Source organism: Streptomyces sp. NPDC107575 (assembly GCF_055657265.1).
Window position 1 is genome coordinate 946,475 of the sequence record NZ_JBVKBG010000001.1, and the last position, 15,122, is coordinate 961,596.

13 protein-coding genes are annotated in these 15,122 nt (G+C 73.4%); 8 read left to right on the forward strand and 5 right to left on the reverse strand.

From position 1 onward, the window contains the following. The first annotated feature begins 2 nt into the window (after positions 1–2). The 7 genes from ACZ7L4_RS04410 to ACZ7L4_RS04440 are packed head-to-tail and all read left to right on the forward strand — an operon-like array spanning position 3 to position 7,654. Entirely contained in the window at positions 3–1,028 is a 1,026-nt protein-coding gene (locus ACZ7L4_RS04410; protein WP_472099569.1) for an NAD-dependent epimerase/dehydratase family protein, read from the forward strand. After that, the gene (locus tag ACZ7L4_RS04415) at positions 1,016–2,299 is read left to right on the forward strand and encodes a DUF4910 domain-containing protein (RefSeq protein WP_472099571.1); all 1,284 of its coding nucleotides are present in this window, start codon (positions 1,016–1,018) and stop codon (positions 2,297–2,299) included. The genes ACZ7L4_RS04410 and ACZ7L4_RS04415 overlap by 13 nt, the downstream gene beginning before the upstream one ends. Continuing rightward, positions 2,296–3,585: a hypothetical protein gene (locus tag ACZ7L4_RS04420; RefSeq protein WP_472099573.1), complete on the forward strand. Its 1,290-nt coding sequence runs from the start codon at positions 2,296–2,298 to the stop codon at positions 3,583–3,585. The genes ACZ7L4_RS04415 and ACZ7L4_RS04420 overlap by 4 nt, the downstream gene beginning before the upstream one ends. Beyond that, on the forward strand, positions 3,582–4,529 hold the full coding sequence (locus ACZ7L4_RS04425) for a glycosyltransferase family 2 protein (RefSeq protein ID WP_472099575.1): 948 nt from the start codon (positions 3,582–3,584) through the stop codon (positions 4,527–4,529). Before ACZ7L4_RS04420 ends, ACZ7L4_RS04425 begins: the two co-directional genes overlap by 4 nt. After that, complete coding sequence (locus ACZ7L4_RS04430; RefSeq protein ID WP_472099577.1) at positions 4,526–5,737, forward strand: polysaccharide pyruvyl transferase family protein; 1,212 nt, start codon at positions 4,526–4,528, stop codon at positions 5,735–5,737. Before ACZ7L4_RS04425 ends, ACZ7L4_RS04430 begins: the two co-directional genes overlap by 4 nt. After that, positions 5,734–6,285, forward strand: a complete 552-nt coding sequence (gene rfbC / locus ACZ7L4_RS04435; protein ID WP_472099578.1) for a dTDP-4-dehydrorhamnose 3,5-epimerase — start codon at positions 5,734–5,736, stop codon at positions 6,283–6,285. The genes ACZ7L4_RS04430 and rfbC overlap by 4 nt, the downstream gene beginning before the upstream one ends. Before the next feature lie 7 nt (positions 6,286–6,292). Then, positions 6,293–7,654, forward strand: coding sequence for a glutamate-1-semialdehyde 2,1-aminomutase (locus ACZ7L4_RS04440; protein WP_472099580.1), 1,362 nt, complete (start codon positions 6,293–6,295; stop codon positions 7,652–7,654). A gap of 1 nt (position 7,655) precedes the next feature. Here ACZ7L4_RS04440 and ACZ7L4_RS04445 read toward each other — a convergent pair whose 3' ends face one another. Then, positions 7,656–8,291, reverse strand: coding sequence for a phosphatase PAP2 family protein (locus tag ACZ7L4_RS04445; protein WP_472100392.1), 636 nt, complete (start codon positions 8,289–8,291; stop codon positions 7,656–7,658). Positions 8,292–8,571: 280 nt separating this feature from the next. Here ACZ7L4_RS04445 and ACZ7L4_RS04450 point away from each other — a divergent pair, with 280 nt between their 5' ends. Then, entirely contained in the window at positions 8,572–8,727 is a 156-nt protein-coding gene (locus tag ACZ7L4_RS04450; protein ID WP_472099581.1) for a hypothetical protein, read from the forward strand. A 59-nt stretch (positions 8,728–8,786) separates the two neighbouring features. On the opposite strand, the gene ACZ7L4_RS04455 is transcribed toward ACZ7L4_RS04450, so the two are convergent. From ACZ7L4_RS04455 to ACZ7L4_RS04470, 4 genes are read right to left on the reverse strand one after another with little or no spacing between them, the layout of a single operon-like run. Then, positions 8,787–10,112, reverse strand: a complete 1,326-nt coding sequence (locus tag ACZ7L4_RS04455) for a hypothetical protein (protein ID WP_472099583.1) — start codon at positions 10,110–10,112, stop codon at positions 8,787–8,789. Beyond that, positions 10,109–11,452 carry a hypothetical protein gene (locus ACZ7L4_RS04460; RefSeq protein ID WP_472099585.1) on the reverse strand — a complete coding sequence of 448 codons (1,344 nt, stop codon included), beginning with the start codon at positions 11,450–11,452 and terminating at the stop codon, positions 10,109–10,111. Before ACZ7L4_RS04460 ends, ACZ7L4_RS04455 begins: the two co-directional genes overlap by 4 nt. Beyond that, a complete protein-coding gene (locus tag ACZ7L4_RS04465) occupies positions 11,449–13,482 on the reverse strand; it encodes an ATP-binding protein (protein WP_472099587.1) in 2,034 nt (677 codons plus the stop codon). Before ACZ7L4_RS04465 ends, ACZ7L4_RS04460 begins: the two co-directional genes overlap by 4 nt. Positions 13,483–13,531: 49 nt before the next feature. Continuing rightward, a complete protein-coding gene (locus ACZ7L4_RS04470; RefSeq protein ID WP_472099589.1) occupies positions 13,532–15,079 on the reverse strand; it encodes a hypothetical protein in 1,548 nt (515 codons plus the stop codon). Positions 15,080–15,122: the final 43 nt, after the last annotated feature.

The following is a 15,122-nucleotide window of genomic DNA, read 5'->3' on the forward strand; positions in this document are numbered from 1 at the left end:
CCTTGCGCGTACTACTGACCGGACACCAGGGCTACCTGGGCACCGTGATGGCCCCGGTCCTCAAGGCCGCGGGGCACGACGTGGTCGGCCTCGACTCCGGCCTGTTCGCCGACTGCGTCCTCGGCCCGACCCCCGACGACCCGCAGGGTCACCGGGTGGACCTGCGCGACGTCACCGCCGAGCACGTGGCGGGCGTGGACGCCGTGATCCACCTCGCCGCGCTCTCCAACGACCCGCTCGGCTCGCTTGCGCCGCAGCTCACGTACGACATCAACCACCACGCCTCCGTGCACCTCGCTCGCGTCGCCCGCGAGGCCGGCGTCAAGCGGTTCCTGTACGCCTCGACGTGCTCGGTGTACGGCGCGGCGGGCGGCGACGAACTCGTCGGCGAGGACGCCCCGTTGCGCCCCGTCACGCCCTACGCCGAGTCCAAGGTGCGCGTCGAGGACGACCTGCACGCGCTCGCCGACGCCGACTTCACCCCGGTGTACATGCGCAACGCCACCGCCTTCGGCTACTCGCCGCGGCTGCGCGCCGACATCGTCCTGAACAATCTCGTGGGCCACGCGCTGCTCTCCGGCGAGGTGCTGGTGCTCTCCGACGGCACGCCCTGGCGCCCGCTCGTGCACGCCGCCGACATCGCCCGCGCCTTCACGGCCGCGCTGACCGCGCCCCGCGAGGCTGTCCACGACCGGGCGTTCAACATCGGCAGCGAGACCAACAACGTCACCGTCGCCGAGATCGCCGAGCAGGTCGCCGAGGCGGTGGAGGGCGCGAAGGTGCGGATCACCGGGGAGTCCGGCGCCGACCCGCGCTCCTACCGAGTGGACTTCGCCCGCTTCCGCTCCGCGATCCCCGGCTTCGACTGCGAGTGGACGGTCAAGCGCGGCGCGCTCGAACTCGCCGACGCCTACCGGAAGTTCGGCCTCACCAAGGACGCCTTCGACAACCGCTTCACCCGCCTCGCTGTGCTGCGCGCGGCCTCCGAGGCCGGCTCCGTCGACGACACCCTGCGGTGGCGCCCGTGACCGCGACAGGTGAGCAGATGCACGAACTGGTGGAGCGGATGTACCCGCTCTGTCGGAGCATCACCGGCGACGGGGTGCGCGCCACCCTCGCCATCGTCGGGGAGTACATCCCGCTCGACGTGCACGAGGTGCCCACCGGCACCCAGGTCCTCGACTGGACGGTGCCGCAGGAGTGGAACATCCGCGACGCGTACATCGCCGACGCGTCCGGGAAGCGGGTCGTCGACTTCGCGGCGTCCAGCCTGCACGTGCTCGGCTACAGCGTCCCGGTGTCGGCGACGATGCCGCTGGCCGAGCTGCGCTCGCACCTGCACACCCTGCCGGACCAGCCGGACCTGGTGCCGTACCGCACCAGCTACTACAAGCCGGACTGGGGATTCTGCCTGGCCCAGAACACCCTGGACGCGCTGCCGGAGGGCGAGTACGAGGTGTGCGTGGACTCCACTTTGGAGGACGGCCACCTCACCTACGCCGAGCACGTGGTGCCCGGCCAGGTGCCCGACGAGGTGATCGTCTCCTGTCACGTGTGCCACCCCTCGCTCGCCAATGACAACCTGGCGGGCATCGCGGTGGCCACGTACCTGGCCCGCGCGCTGGCCGAGCGCACGCCGTACTACACCTACCGGTTCGTCTTCGCGCCCGGCACCGTCGGCGCGATCACCTGGCTCGCCCGCAACAAGGAGCGGATCGACCACGTCAAGCACGGCCTCGTGCTGGCGTGCGCGGGCGACCGGGGCGACCTCACGTACAAGCGGAGCAGACGCGGCGACGCCGAGATCGACCGCGTACTGCAACACGTGCTGTCGGCGTCCGAACGGCCGCACCAGGTCAAGGAGTTCACGCCCTACGGATACGACGAGCGGCAGTACTGCTCGCCCGGGTTCGACCTCGGCGTGGGCTCGCTGACCCGCACCCCGTACGCCGGATACCCCGAGTACCACACCTCGGCGGACGACCTGGACTTCGTCTCCCCGGAGGCGATGGCGGACACCCTCGCCGTGTGCCGCGAGGCGTTCGCCGTCCTGGACCGCAACCGGCGCTACCTCAACCAAAGTCCTTACGGGGAACCGCAGTTGGGGCGGCGTGGGCTGTACGACGCGCTCGGCGGGCGCAGTGACACCAAGCAGGCCCAGATGGCGATGCTCTGGGTGCTCAACCTGTCCGACGGCGAGCACAGCCTGCTCGACATCGCCGAGCGGTCCGGGCTGCCGTTCGACACCGTCGCCGACGCGGCGGACGCCCTGGGCGCCGCGGGGCTGGTCAAGGCATGACGTCGATGACCACCGAGGAGGAGACGACGAAGACATCCGCCAGGCGGGCCCTCGCCGGCCGGCTGTCCTGGGGCCTCGCCGACCAGGCGGCCTCCAGCGTGTCCAACTTCGCGGTGGGCATCTACGTGGCCCGTTCCCTGGGCGTGACCGCGTTCGGCGTGTTCAGCCTGGCCTGGGTGACGTACGGCGTGGTGCTCAACGTCTCCCGGGGCCTGGCCACTGACCCGCTCATGGTCCGCTTCAGCGCGGTGCCGGAGGCGTCCTGGCGCCGGGCGGTGGCCCGCTGCTCGGGCACCGCGCTCGGCGTCGGCGCCGCCCTCGGCGCGGCGTCCCTGGTGCTCGGCCTCGCGATCGGCGGCAGCATCGGGCCCGCCTTCGCCTGCCTCGGCATCGTCCTGCCGGGGCTGCTGCTGCAGGACTCCTGGCGGTTCGCGTTCTTCGCCGCGGGCACCGGGCGCAAGGCGTTCGTCAACGACATCGTGTGGTGCGTCGCCCTGGTTCCCGCCCTGGTGGTGGCGGCCCGCGTCGGCGGCGTGCCCGCCTTCGTGCTCGCCTGGGGCGGATCCGCCGCGGTCGCTGCCGCGTACGGCTGCATCCAGTCCGGCATCCGGCCCCACCTCACCGGAGCGCGTACCTGGCTGCGCGAGCACCGCGACCTCGGCACCCGCTACCTCGTCGAGAACGTCAGCAACAGCGGCGGCAGCCAGCTGCGCGCCTACGGGCTCGGCGTGATCGTCGGTGTCGGCGCGGTCGGCGTCGTGCGCGGCGCCGAGCTGCTGCTCGGCCCGTTCATGGCCGTCCTGATGGGACTCTCGCTGGTCACCGTCGCCGAAGCGGCCCGGGTGCTGCGGCGGGCCCCGCACCGCCTCGGCAGGTTCTGCCTCCTGCTCGGCGGCGGACAGGCCGTCGCCGCGCTGCTGTGGGGCGGGGCCCTGCTCCTGGTCCCCGACCGGGCCGGCGAGCTGCTGCTCGGCGACGTGTGGAGCGCCGCCTCGCAGCTCATCGTGCCGGTCACCCTCGGCGTCGCGGGCGCCGGGCTCGGCACCGGCGCCGCCGCCGGGCTGCGCGCGCTCGGCGCGGCCCGGCTCAGCCTGCGCTCCCAACTGTTCGCCTCCGCCTGCTACGTCGCCGGCGGACTCGGCGGCGCGGCCGCCGGCGGCGTGGTCGGCTCCGCCTGGGGCGTCGCCGCCGCGACCGTCACCGGCTCCGCCGTGTGGTGGCTGCACCTGAGGTACGCGCTGCGCGAGCACCACCACAACCCCACCCCCGAAGCGAGGACCCCATGAGCGCCCAGCCCCGACTGAGCATCGGCCTGCCCGTCTACAACGGCGAGGAGTACCTCGCCGAGTCCCTCGACGCGCTCCTCGGCCAGACCTACGAGGACTTCGAGCTGGTCATCACCGACAACGCCTCGACCGACGGGACCGCGGACATCTGCCGCGACTACGCGGGGCGCGACCCGCGCATCCGCTACATCCGGCTGCCCCGCAACATCGGCGCCGCCCCGAACCACAACTACGTGTTCACGCAGTGCCGCGGCGAGCTGTTCAAGTGGGCGTCCCACGACGACCTGTACGCCCGCGACCTGCTGCGCCGCTGCGTCCTCGCGCTCGACGAGCACCCCGAGGTGATCCTCGCCCACGCCGACCAGGCCGTCATCGACGAGGACGGCAAGGTCAAGGTCCCCTACGCGTACACCCTGAACACCGACTCGCCGCGCGCGCCCGAGCGCTTCCGCAGCATGCTGTTCGAGCCCGGCGGCGACGACTTCTACGGTGTGATCCGCGCCGACGTGCTGCGCAAGGTGAAGCCGCACGACAGCTACCACCACGCCGACCGCACCTTCGTCGCCGAGATCGGCCTGCACGGCCCCTTCCACCAGGTGCCGGAGCTGCTCTACTTCCGCCGCGACCACCCCACCCGCGCCGAGCGGGCCAACCCCTCCAAGCGCTCCCGTTGCGTCAACCTCGACCCGCGGCGGGCGGGTGTGCTGCACCCGACGCCCCGGCTGCTCGCCGAGTACGTCCTGGGATTCGTCTCGGCGATCCGGCGGGCACCGCTGTCCTCGGCCGAACGGGCGGCGTGCTACCGGCACTTGGCCGCGTGGGCGACCAGCCGCGTCCGGCCGGGCGCGGGGGAGCGGGTCGAGGACCGGGCGCCGGTCGACCCCGCACAGCTCGACGTCTCCATCGACGAGATCGTCGCGGGGCGCGAGGGGCGGCGGCGATGAACGGCCCGCCGCGCGTCGGGGTGTTCGGCCTGCTCGGCTCCGGCAACCTCGGCAACGACGGATCCCTGGAGGCCGTCCTCGGCTACCTCCGTACCGAGCACCCGGACGCCCCCGTGGACGCGCTGTGCGGCGGACCCGACGTCGTCACCGCCCGCTACGGCATCCCCGCCACACGGCTGCACTGGAACCGCGGCGAGTACCGCACCGCGTCGCGCGCGGGCGCGCTCGCGACGAAGGGCCTCGGCAAACTCGTCGACGTCGTGCGCACCGCCGCCTGGGTGCGCCGGCACGACGTGGTGATCGTGCCCGGCATGGGCGTCCTGGAGGCCACCCTGCCGCTGCGGCCCTGGGGATTCCCGTACTCCCTGTTCCTGCTCTGCGCGAGCGGGCGGCTGCTCGGCACGAAGGTCGCGCTGGTCGGCGTCGGCGCCGGAGAGATCCGGGTCCGGCCGACCCGGGTCCTGGTCCGCTGGTCGGCGCGGCTCGCCGCCTACCGCTCGTACCGCGACGCCCAGTCCCGCGACGCGATGCGCGCGATGGGCGTGAACACCGCGCGCGACGCGGTCTACCCGGACCTGGCGTTCGCCCTCCCGGTGCCCGCGGCGCCGCCGGCCGAGGGCACGGTCTGCGTCGGCGTCATGGACTTCCACGGCGGCAACGACGACCGGGCGCGCGCCGAGGAGATCCACCGGCGCTACCTCGACGGGACGACCCGGTTCGTGCGCACCCTCGTCGAGGACGGCCGGCGGGTCCGGCTGCTCACCGGCGACGACTGCGACACGACCGTGGTCGGGGCGATCCTCGACGCGGTCGACTCGCCGCTGGTCACCGCCGCCGAACCGGCCTCCCTCGACGACCTGATGAAGGAGACCGCGGCCGCCGACACCGTGGTCGCCACCCGCTACCACAACCTGATCTGCGCCCTGAAGTCCGGCACCCCCACCCTCGCCCTCACCTACGCGGCCAAGAGCGACGCGCTCATGGAGCGGATGGGCCTCGGGGCGTACTGCCACCCGGCGCGCGAGGTCGACGCCGACCGGCTCCTCGAACAGTTCCGGGAACTGGAGAAGCACGCGGCGGAGCTGCGCCAGACCCTCGCGGAGCGGAACAAGGCCGCCGCACAGCACCTCACCCACCAGTTCACCGCGTTGACCGACACCCTGTTCCCGGCCACCGGCCGGACCCGTACACCCCGGGGGAATCGATGAAACTGACCGAAGTCCCGGAGATCGCCGGGGCGTTCCTGCTCGAACCCACCCCGCACGCCGACGAACGCGGCTTCTTCTGCCGCACCTTCGACGCCGACGTGCTCCGCTCGGTGGGCCTCGACCCGGCCGCCTTCGTCCAGGACAGCGTGTCCCGCTCGGTCCGCGGCGTGCTGCGCGGCATGCACCTGCGCTCCGGCAACGGCGAGGCCAAACTGGTGCGCTGCTCGTACGGGAAGATCTTCGACGTCGTCGTGGACCTGCGGCCGGACTCGGCGACGTACCGCAACCGCGCCACGTTCGAACTGTCCGGCGACACGCAGGTGACGCTCTACATCCCGGCGGGGTGCGCGCACGGCTTCCAGGCGCTGACCGAGACCGCCGACACCTCGTACCGCATCGACCGCCCGCACGACCCGTCCGAGGACGTGACGATCGCGTTCGACGACCCGGAGCTCGCCATTCCATGGCCGCTGCCGGTCACCTCGATGTCCGAGCGGGACCGGGAGGCGCCGAGCCTCGCCGAGGTCCTGAAGCAGCAGGGGAGTTGAGGCCGGCATGCCCATCCACAACACGTCGGACACCGTCGACCTGTCGGACACCGAAGAGTTCCAGCTGCCCCGGTCGCGATCGGCCAACGACCGGCTGCACGCCATGATCCCCGGCGGCGCGCACACCTACGCCAAGGGCGACGACCAGTACCCCGAACACCTCGCTCCGGTCATCAGCCACGGGCGCGGCGCCCATGTGTGGGACATCGACGGCAACCGCTACATCGAGTACGGCTCGGGCCTGCGCTCGGTCAGCCTCGGACACGCCCACCCGCGCGTGAACGACGCGGTGCGCAGGGAGATCGACCGCGGCAGCAACTTCGTGCGGCCGTCCATCGTGGAGGTCCAGGCCGCCGAGCGCTTCCTGGCCACCGTGCCGACCGCCGACATGGTGAAGTTCGCGAAGAACGGCTCCGACGTCACCACCGCCGCGGTGCGCCTGGCGCGCGCCGTCACCGGGCGGAGCCGGGTCGCCATCTGCGCCGACCACCCGTTCTTCTCCACGGACGACTGGTTCATCGGCACCACGCCCATGTCGGCGGGCATCCCGACGGCGACCACCGACCTCACGGTGTCCTTCCCGTACGGGGACCTCGCCGCCACGGAAGCGCTCCTGAGCCGGTACGCGGACGAGGTCGCCTGCCTGATCCTCGAACCCGCGGCCCACCGCGAACCCCCGCCCGGCTACCTCGAAGGGCTGCGGGACCTCGCCGACCGGCACGGCTGCGTACTGATCTTCGACGAGATGATCACCGGCCTGCGCTGGTCAGAGGCGGGCGCCCAGGGCCTGTACGGGGTCGTGCCCGACCTCTCCACGTTCGGCAAGGCGCTGGGCAACGGCTTCGCCGTCTCGGCGCTCGCCGGGCGGCGCGAACTGATGGAGCACGGCGGACTGCGCCACCGCGGCGAGCGCGTCTTCCTGCTCTCCACGACCCACGGCGCGGAGACCCACTGCCTGGCGGCGGCGATGGCCGTCCAGAGCACGTACGTGGAGGAGGGCATCAGCGCGCGCCTGCACACCCTCGGCGAACGCCTCGCCGCAGGGGTGCGCGAGGCCGCGTCGAGCATGGGCGTCGGCGAGAACGTCCTCGTCAAGGGCCGGGCCAGCAACCTCGTCTTCGCCACCCTCGACGAGAACGGTCAGCCCTCACAGCTGTACCGCACGCTGTTCCTGCGCCGGCTCCTCATGGGCGGCGTCCTCGCCCCGTCGTTCGTGGTGAGCAGCGCGCTCGCCGACGCCGACATCGACCGCACCATCGACGCGGTGGCCGACGCCTGCGCGGTGTACCGCAAGGCGCTCGACGCCGGCGACCCCACGCCGTGGCTGGCCGGACGGCCGGTCAAGCCGGTGTTCCGCCGCCTCGCCTGAGTCAGCGGCGAGCTGGTCGGCCGGTGTCCGCGACCCGGTCGACCAGCCACGCGGTGGCGGGCACCACGGCGAGGGCGAGGCACCAGCCGCCGAGGACATCGGTCGCGTAGTGCGCGCTGAGCGCGACCTGCGCCCATCCCATGGCGGCCCCCGCGACCAGCGCTGCGCCGAGGATCAGCGACGTCCCTGCCACCCCGCCGAGACCGAGTCGTCCGACCGCGAGCAGTGCCACCGCGACGGCCAGCGCGGTGAGGAAGGCTGTGTGCCCACTCGGATACGACAGATTGTCCGCACCGTGGATGGTGCGCCCCACCAGCGGCTTGACGAGCGTTCCCACCCCGACGGTCAGGGCGACGGCCGCCACGACGAACACGGCCGTACGAAGCCCACGAAGCAGCAGGCAGACGACGACGACCGTACCCACCAGCAGCACCGAACCGAGGGGTTCCCCGAGCCAGTCGACGGCAAGGCCGACGCGGCGCCAGGGCGGTCCCACGCTGTCCGCCGTCGGATGGACGATCCAGCTGTCCACGCCGCCCGGCTTGCTGTCACCGGAGTACAGGACGCCGAGCGCGACAACTATCAGAGCGGCGAGGCCGGCGATCGCGGTGAGCCAGGTGCCCAGGATGGTGGGCAGTACGCGGGATGATCCGGCTGCCGCACCGGCACGGGGACCACCAGGTTCCGGCCCCGCTTCCCTCTCGGTCAGGCGATCCAACGCGAGCCCCCCCCGTCGTGTCCGGCCACCCCTCAGGGACGATATCCGTCGGGTGGCCGCGGCGTCCGCGCAACTCCCCAAGCTGGTACGAGAGGTGAAGCGTCACGGCCCAGTGACGTGACGCTGGGACGCTTGTTCGGTGACTCCTTCAGGACGTGCCACATCCTCTGAGATGCCTCAGCACGGGCGTGGACCAGTGGTGGGGGTCCTCACGATCCGCCGGGACGGCGACCATGTGCTCTACCAATTGCGGTACCACCTGACGTTGTCGCCGTCGTCACGGGAGCGGGCCCTCAGGACCGTCGACCTGGACGAGTTGTGCGCGTTGTTGCGGTCGCTCTCCGAGCAGCTGTAGCCGGCGACGTGCTCCACCTCTGTCAGCGGGTGCCCGGTGCGGCCCCAGGGCTCGTCCCGTCAAAGGGGATCGTCGGCGTTGTCCGGGAGGTGGACGGCCCTGCGGAAGGCGACCCACGAGCGGTTCGTCTGCAGATCGTGGCCGTCCGTGTAGGGCTCCGGCACCGGCACCATGATCTCGATCCGGGGCGGCTGGAGCCCTTCGCCCCGCGTCAGCGGGATGCGGTCCGCGTGCTGCGCTCGCGCAACCAACTCCACGACGGTGTCCGCGCGGTAGGCGTTGAAGGTGAGGCCCGCATGCGGGGGAAAGAGCCGCCGGATCCCGTCGTAGATGTTTCCCGGTTCGGCGGGCAGATAGCCGGCCGGCGGCAGCTCGTCGAATCCGAACTCCCGCAGGCTGGCCCCCGCCGTGACCGCCCGCTTTCCGCCCAGGTCGGTGCGGAGGCCCTCCAGCAGGCGTTTCGGCTCCAGCGTCTTGCGGGACTCCAGCAGTTCGATCGCCCTGTTGAGCGGCGTGGACACGTCCACCGTCAGGGTGTGCTCCGCAGCGATGTCGGCGGGCGGCGCGGACGCCGCCCGCATCGTCGGCCACACCGAGCCGAGCTGGTCCTGGAACTGCAGGAGTTGGGCGATGAACACCGGCCAGGGCCGCATCGCGAGCCGGGTGGTCCAGCCGGTCTCCGGGGCGGTACCCACCCGGTCGCGGCGGCCCGCCCAGACGTCCACCACGAATCCGTCCGCGGTGCGCAGCAGCAGGGCGATGCTCACCGGGCCGGGCGCGGGGCCGGTGGGCGTCACCCAGTCGACGCCAGTGAGGGGGCGGTTCTGCTCGTCGGTGCGGTCCCGGTCGGACGCGGCGAGGAGTGGGAATCCCTCGCGCCGTTCCCGCTCGAAGTGGAGGGACGCCACATGATTGCGGAAGCTCGCCGCGCGCGGATCGGGGCCTGGCTCGAAGCGGACGCGAGCGAGGTCCACCGCGACCCCCTCTCCGACGAAGGGGGCAGTGCCCCGGTCGCCCTTGCACGGGTCGACGCACAGGTCCCCGTAGCTCTTCTCGTGCCCGAACGGCTCCTCCGTCGCGACGAGTTCGACCCGCCACACGTCGTCCTCCCCATCGGCGGGCAGCGGGACACGGATGGTCGACGTGGACAGCAGGACGTTGCCGTCGCCATCGACGGCGAGGCCGGGCGCGACGTCGAGCCGGGTCGGCGGCTTGCCGGGATCACCGGCGAGCGCCAGGCCGTAGCCGTGCACGACGCCGGGCCCGCCGGAGCGGCCGAGCGCGCGGGAGAGAGCCTGTGTGTAGAGCTGAATCCGCTGCAGGTGCACCGCGCGCAGGAACATTCCGTCGAACGGCGTCAACCGACTGATCTCGGGCGTGCTCATGGTGCGTCCCCTTCGTCGCCGTCCGTCCCGGCCCGCAGCGTGAGCGCCGCGTCGTTGCCGTCGTGTTCGGTGCCCGGCGGACCGCCCACCAGACCCGCCAGCGGCACCCGCGGGTGCGCGCCGAACACCGGGGTCGGCCCGGTGCCGCGGACGGTGACCCGGACCAGGTCGTACACGGGCGGGTCGTGCAGGGCGACGCTCACGGTCAGTTCGTCGGGGTCGTACGTGATCCGGGCGATGTCCTCGTGCACCCAGCCGTCATCCGCCAGAGACGTCACCGTCACGGGGCGGCCCTCCAACGATCCGCTCAGCAGGGGCGCCGTCACGCGCAGCCGCAGCACGTGGGGCTCCGGCCACTCGACCGTGCGCTCGACGCGCGGCCCGCCGGCGTCCACGGCGGGGTGCGTGTCGAGGAGGGCCGGGGCGAGCCCGCAGACCAGGTCGGCGATGGTCGCGGTCGGCAGCAGCGTGGGGCGTCGGCACAGGTCGATGTCGTGGTCGAGCAGCCGCAGGTCCTTCCCGTACCCGTGCACGCGCAGCCGCAGCCCGGCCACCGGCACGGCGCCGGGCTCGTCGCACGGGAAGAGGGAGGCGGCGCCGTCCTCGGGAGTGAACGGGGCCAGGTCGGCGGCGTCCGCGGCGGCCAGCCGGTGAAAGGTGTCGAGCAGGTCGGCAGCCCGCCGCTCCTCGGGCGACTGAGCGATCCGGGCCGCGGCCCGCGCCGCCTCGTGGCCCGCGAGGTCGCCGGGAGCCACCTCGTCCAGCCCGAGCAGGACGCGTACGCGGTGGTAGGGCGCGGCAGCAGGATCGGGGCACGGTCCCGGACGCAGCGTCAACCGGACCCGTTCCGCCACGCGGGAGTGGGTGGTGTGCTGCCGCGACAGATCGCAGGGGTCGGCGAGGGCGGGCACCGGGGACGTCGGGCACGGGTCGAGGCGGGCGCTCAGCCAGGCGTCGACGGTCCGCTCCGGCCCGCGGCTCCCGACCGTTCCCTCGCCCCCGAACTCCCTGACCAGGGCGGCCAGGTCGCAGCACCAGTCGGCGTCGAGGTACAGCTCACGTCCCAGGCCGTCGACGGCGAGCCCGGAGGCGACCCGCAGCAGTCGCGTCCCGGTGGCGTCGACGTCGACCGTGACGCGGAATCCGCGCACGATCCCGGTGCCGTGCAGCCAGGCGTGATGCAGCATCAGCTTGCCGCGGGCGTTGCCGATGAGGGTCATGAAGTCGTCCTCGTCCAGCAGCATCCCGTACCGGGCGCGCAGCGTCAGGAAGGGATTGACCGGCAGCTCGCCGTCGGGGTGGCAGTCGTGCGGGGCGAGCCGTCCCTCGCAGCCGCTCATGCCCACTCCTCCAGGTGCCCGGACGGAGGCTCGCCCGGATAGGGCCGCATCGCCTTCGAGTACTCGCGGCGCATCGCGCACAGCAGATGGCCGCGTGTGATGGGCCCGCCGCCCGGTGCCGCGAGGAAGGCGGCGCCCAGGGCGGCGCCGCGGATCCAGGCGCCCGGCACCGGGTACATCCGGGCCAGCACGTCCAGGTCCACATCGGCGGCGAGCAGTGCCTGTTCGGGCAGGTGCAGCCGCCACAGCCGGATCCTGGCCTCGGCGTCGGGCAGGCCGAACTCGACGAGGAAGTCCATCCGCCGCAGGAACGCCGCGTCGATGTTCTGCCGCAGATTGGAGGTGAGGACGACGAGCCCGTCGAATGTGTCCATCCGCTGCAACAGGTACGCGGTCTCCAGGTTCGCGTAGCGGTCGTTGGCGTCCTTGATCTGCGTCCGCGAGCCGAACAGCACGTCCGCCTCGTCCAGCAGCAGGACCGCCTGGGTGCGCTCGGCGGCGTCGAAGGCGCCCGACAGGTTCTTCTCCGTCTCGCCGATCCACTTGGACACGAGGCGGGCCACGTCGACGAGGAGCAGGTCCGTCCGCGCGGCCGCGGCGAGGGCCGCGGCGGCGAGTGACTTGCCGGTGCCCGGCGGCCCGGTGAACAGCATCCGCACCCCGCGCCCGGCCCGTAGCTGCGCGCCGAACCCCCAGTCCTCCAGGACGAGTTGCCGCTGTTCGAGCCTGGCCACCGCGTCCTTCAGCTGCCGCTCCGGTTCGGACGGCAGCACCAACTGCTCCCAGGCGACGGACGGCGTGCTCAGCGTGACCCCCGGCGGCAGGCCGGTGCGGGCCCGGTGCCGGATGGCGGCCGACACGTCCGCCGGCTCCGTCCGCGCGCCGAGCCGCGCTCGGCTGTCCAGATCGGCTGCGACCACTGCGGTCAGCGCCGGGTCCAGCGGATGCCGGGCGGCCAGCGCGGTCGCGGAAGACCGCAGCCCCGGCAGGCTCCGCGACCAGGCGCCGCGATGGTCGTCCAGGGTGAGCGGCCCGGGCGGCACCGTCAGCACGGGCCGCAGCCCCGTCGGACGCAGGCCTCCCGGCCGGGCGCACACCAGCGCGGGCCCGCGCAGCCAGGCAAGGTCCAGTACGGGTGCGTCCGCTGCCCCGTCGCACGGCCCGGGGTCGGCGTGGCAGAACACCGGAACGGCCCCGCGCGCCGCCGCGTGCGCCGCGAAGAGGCGGGCCCGCACGGTGTCGTCGGGAGCGGCCCGCGCCGCCACGAGACGGACTCCCGCGGAGTCCGCCAGGGCGGCACAGCGGCTGAGCGTGACACTCTCGTCCTCGTCGGCGAGTACGAGTGTCCGCGCCACCGGCGAGGTGAGCGCGGTCGCCGCGCGGCGCACGGCGGGCAGCCGGAGCCATCCGTCGAGGCCGGGCGGGGCGTCGTCGACGGTCACCCGGGCGGGCCCGGGAGGCCAGACGTCCATGGAGTGCAGGGCCTCCCACAGCGCCGGGGCCGGCTCGACGGAACGCTCGAACAACGGACCGTCACCGAGCCGCACGAGCCCTTCGCCGATGACCCCGCCGGGAGCGCACTCGCGACGGATCAGCGGGCGGCCGTCTCCTCCGTCCGGGGAGGCAAGGAGCGCGGCGAGGCCGAGTGTCGGACGGGGTTCGCCGCGGGGGTGCAGCGCCCGGAAGGTGCCGGCGAGGCCCTCGTGCTCCTCCGGGAGGCCCGCAAGGAGCATCAAATCGGTTGCCGGTGCGCCCAGTTGGTAGTGGGCTCGGAGCCGGTCCAGTGGGTGCGGGAGGCTCACCGGCCCGTCACAGATGGACTGAGCGGCGTGCGCGGCGTGTTCGGCCCAGGACCGCAGGAAAGCCTCGGCAGGGCCCGCGGGTTCCGCCGAACAGTTGGCCGCGACCAGATCGGCGACCCGCAGGGCGACCCGTGCGGCGCGCGCCGAAAGGCTCAGGCTCGCGCGGTACCGCTCCTGCGACAGCTCCGTACCCGGCGCCACCGAGTACGTGCCCTCCAGGATTGTCATGACCGCCAGCCTGGCCCGTGGTCGTCACCCGCGCGTGACGCGGCCGCCCTCACGCGTACCGGAAGCGCAGCACGCGTCCGAGCCACGGCACCCACCCCGGGTCGAGGTCCAGGCCCGCGACGCGGACGTCGACGTCCACCTCGTCCAGAGCGAGCACCACCTCGGTCCAACCGGGAGAGAAGAAGACGGTCCCGTGGCGCGCGGACAGCTCCCGCACCGTTTCCGCACCGGCGTGCTCGGATCGTCCGAGGCTCGCGGCGGCCGCCCGAGACCATCGCTCGGCGAGTGTGCGCACGGCACACGTCTCGTCGGCGGCCGGAGGGGCGACCGACCGCCACGGGCGGGGAGCCGTGGGGTCGAGCCCGCAGAAGGCCAGGACGGCCGGGTCGTCGTCGGACAGCGGGAGCAGAGCGTGGGCCACGGCGTGCAGTACCCAGGGCAGGGGGCGGCGGGCGAGGGCCGCGTCGGCGAGCACGGTGTGGGGCAGGCCGACCGCCGGGGCCAGGGAGAGCAGGAAGAGGAGCCCGGCCCACGCGGTCGACAGGCCCTGGGCGTCGGACTCCGGCTCCGTGCCCGCTTCGACGTCGATTCCGGTGCTGTCCGGAGGACGGGTGTGTGGCTCCGGGGTGGGCATGGCGGGCGACGGACCGGAAACCGCGCCCACGCCCGTGGTCTCGTGCGAAGGGTGGGCGGGGGCAGTGGGACGCGCCGCCCCGGACACCAAGTCGGCCACCGCGCAGAGCAGTTCACGTGCGTCCGTCCGGCCGAGGCCGGCGGGATCGGTCTCGGCCACCACCAGCGCCGCCCAGGCCGAGGCGTCCGTGCCGTCGGGACGCAGCCGGGACCGTCGGATCTCCCCGGCCAGCACCGACCGGCCGAACAGGGCGGCGGGCAGTGTGTGTTGGGCGCACGGGACGGACGCGTCGGCCGGGGCGGCGGTGTGGGGGTGGCCCGCTGCGTCCCGCCGTCGGCCGGTGGGGGACTCGGCGGTGCCCGGCACCTCCGGGGCCACCGTGAGGAGCGCCGCGACGGCGGGCCAGCCACCGCAACGATGGCGTGCGCGCGGCCCGCCGAGCACCTGGTGCGGCGCGGCGAGCCCCGCGCGGTGCACCGCGTCGAGCAGCGCGCCGGGACCGGCCCCCGGACGGTGCGCGCACAGCCGCCGCAGCGCCGCCACGATCGCCGCTCCGGGCGCGCTCGCCGGGTCCGGATCCCCTCGGCTGTGAACGCCCGCCTTCTCCCAGGCCCAGGCCCGGTCCAGCCTGCCGAGCGCCACCGAGGCGATCAGGTCCGCGACCGCGTGCGCGGGCCCGTCGTAGTGCACGACATCGGGATCGGGGGCCGTCAGTGCCTCGACGAGCCGCGAGACGAGGGCCGTCGCCCAGGCCCGGCGGAGCGCCGCGTCGGTGGCGTCGTCGTCGAGCGTGACGCGGATGTCGAGCCGTTGAAGGCACCAGATCCCGGCGGGCACCTCGGTGGTGTCCAGTTCCCTTGCCACGTCGTCGCGTACGACCGCTTCCGCGAGCCGCGCGATCCGAGGCTCGTCGGCGGCGGGCGCCTGCGCGACGAAGCGGCCGATCGACAACTGGGTGTCCACGTCTCAGCCCTTTCGCCCTGTCGAGAACCCCGCCCCTGCACTC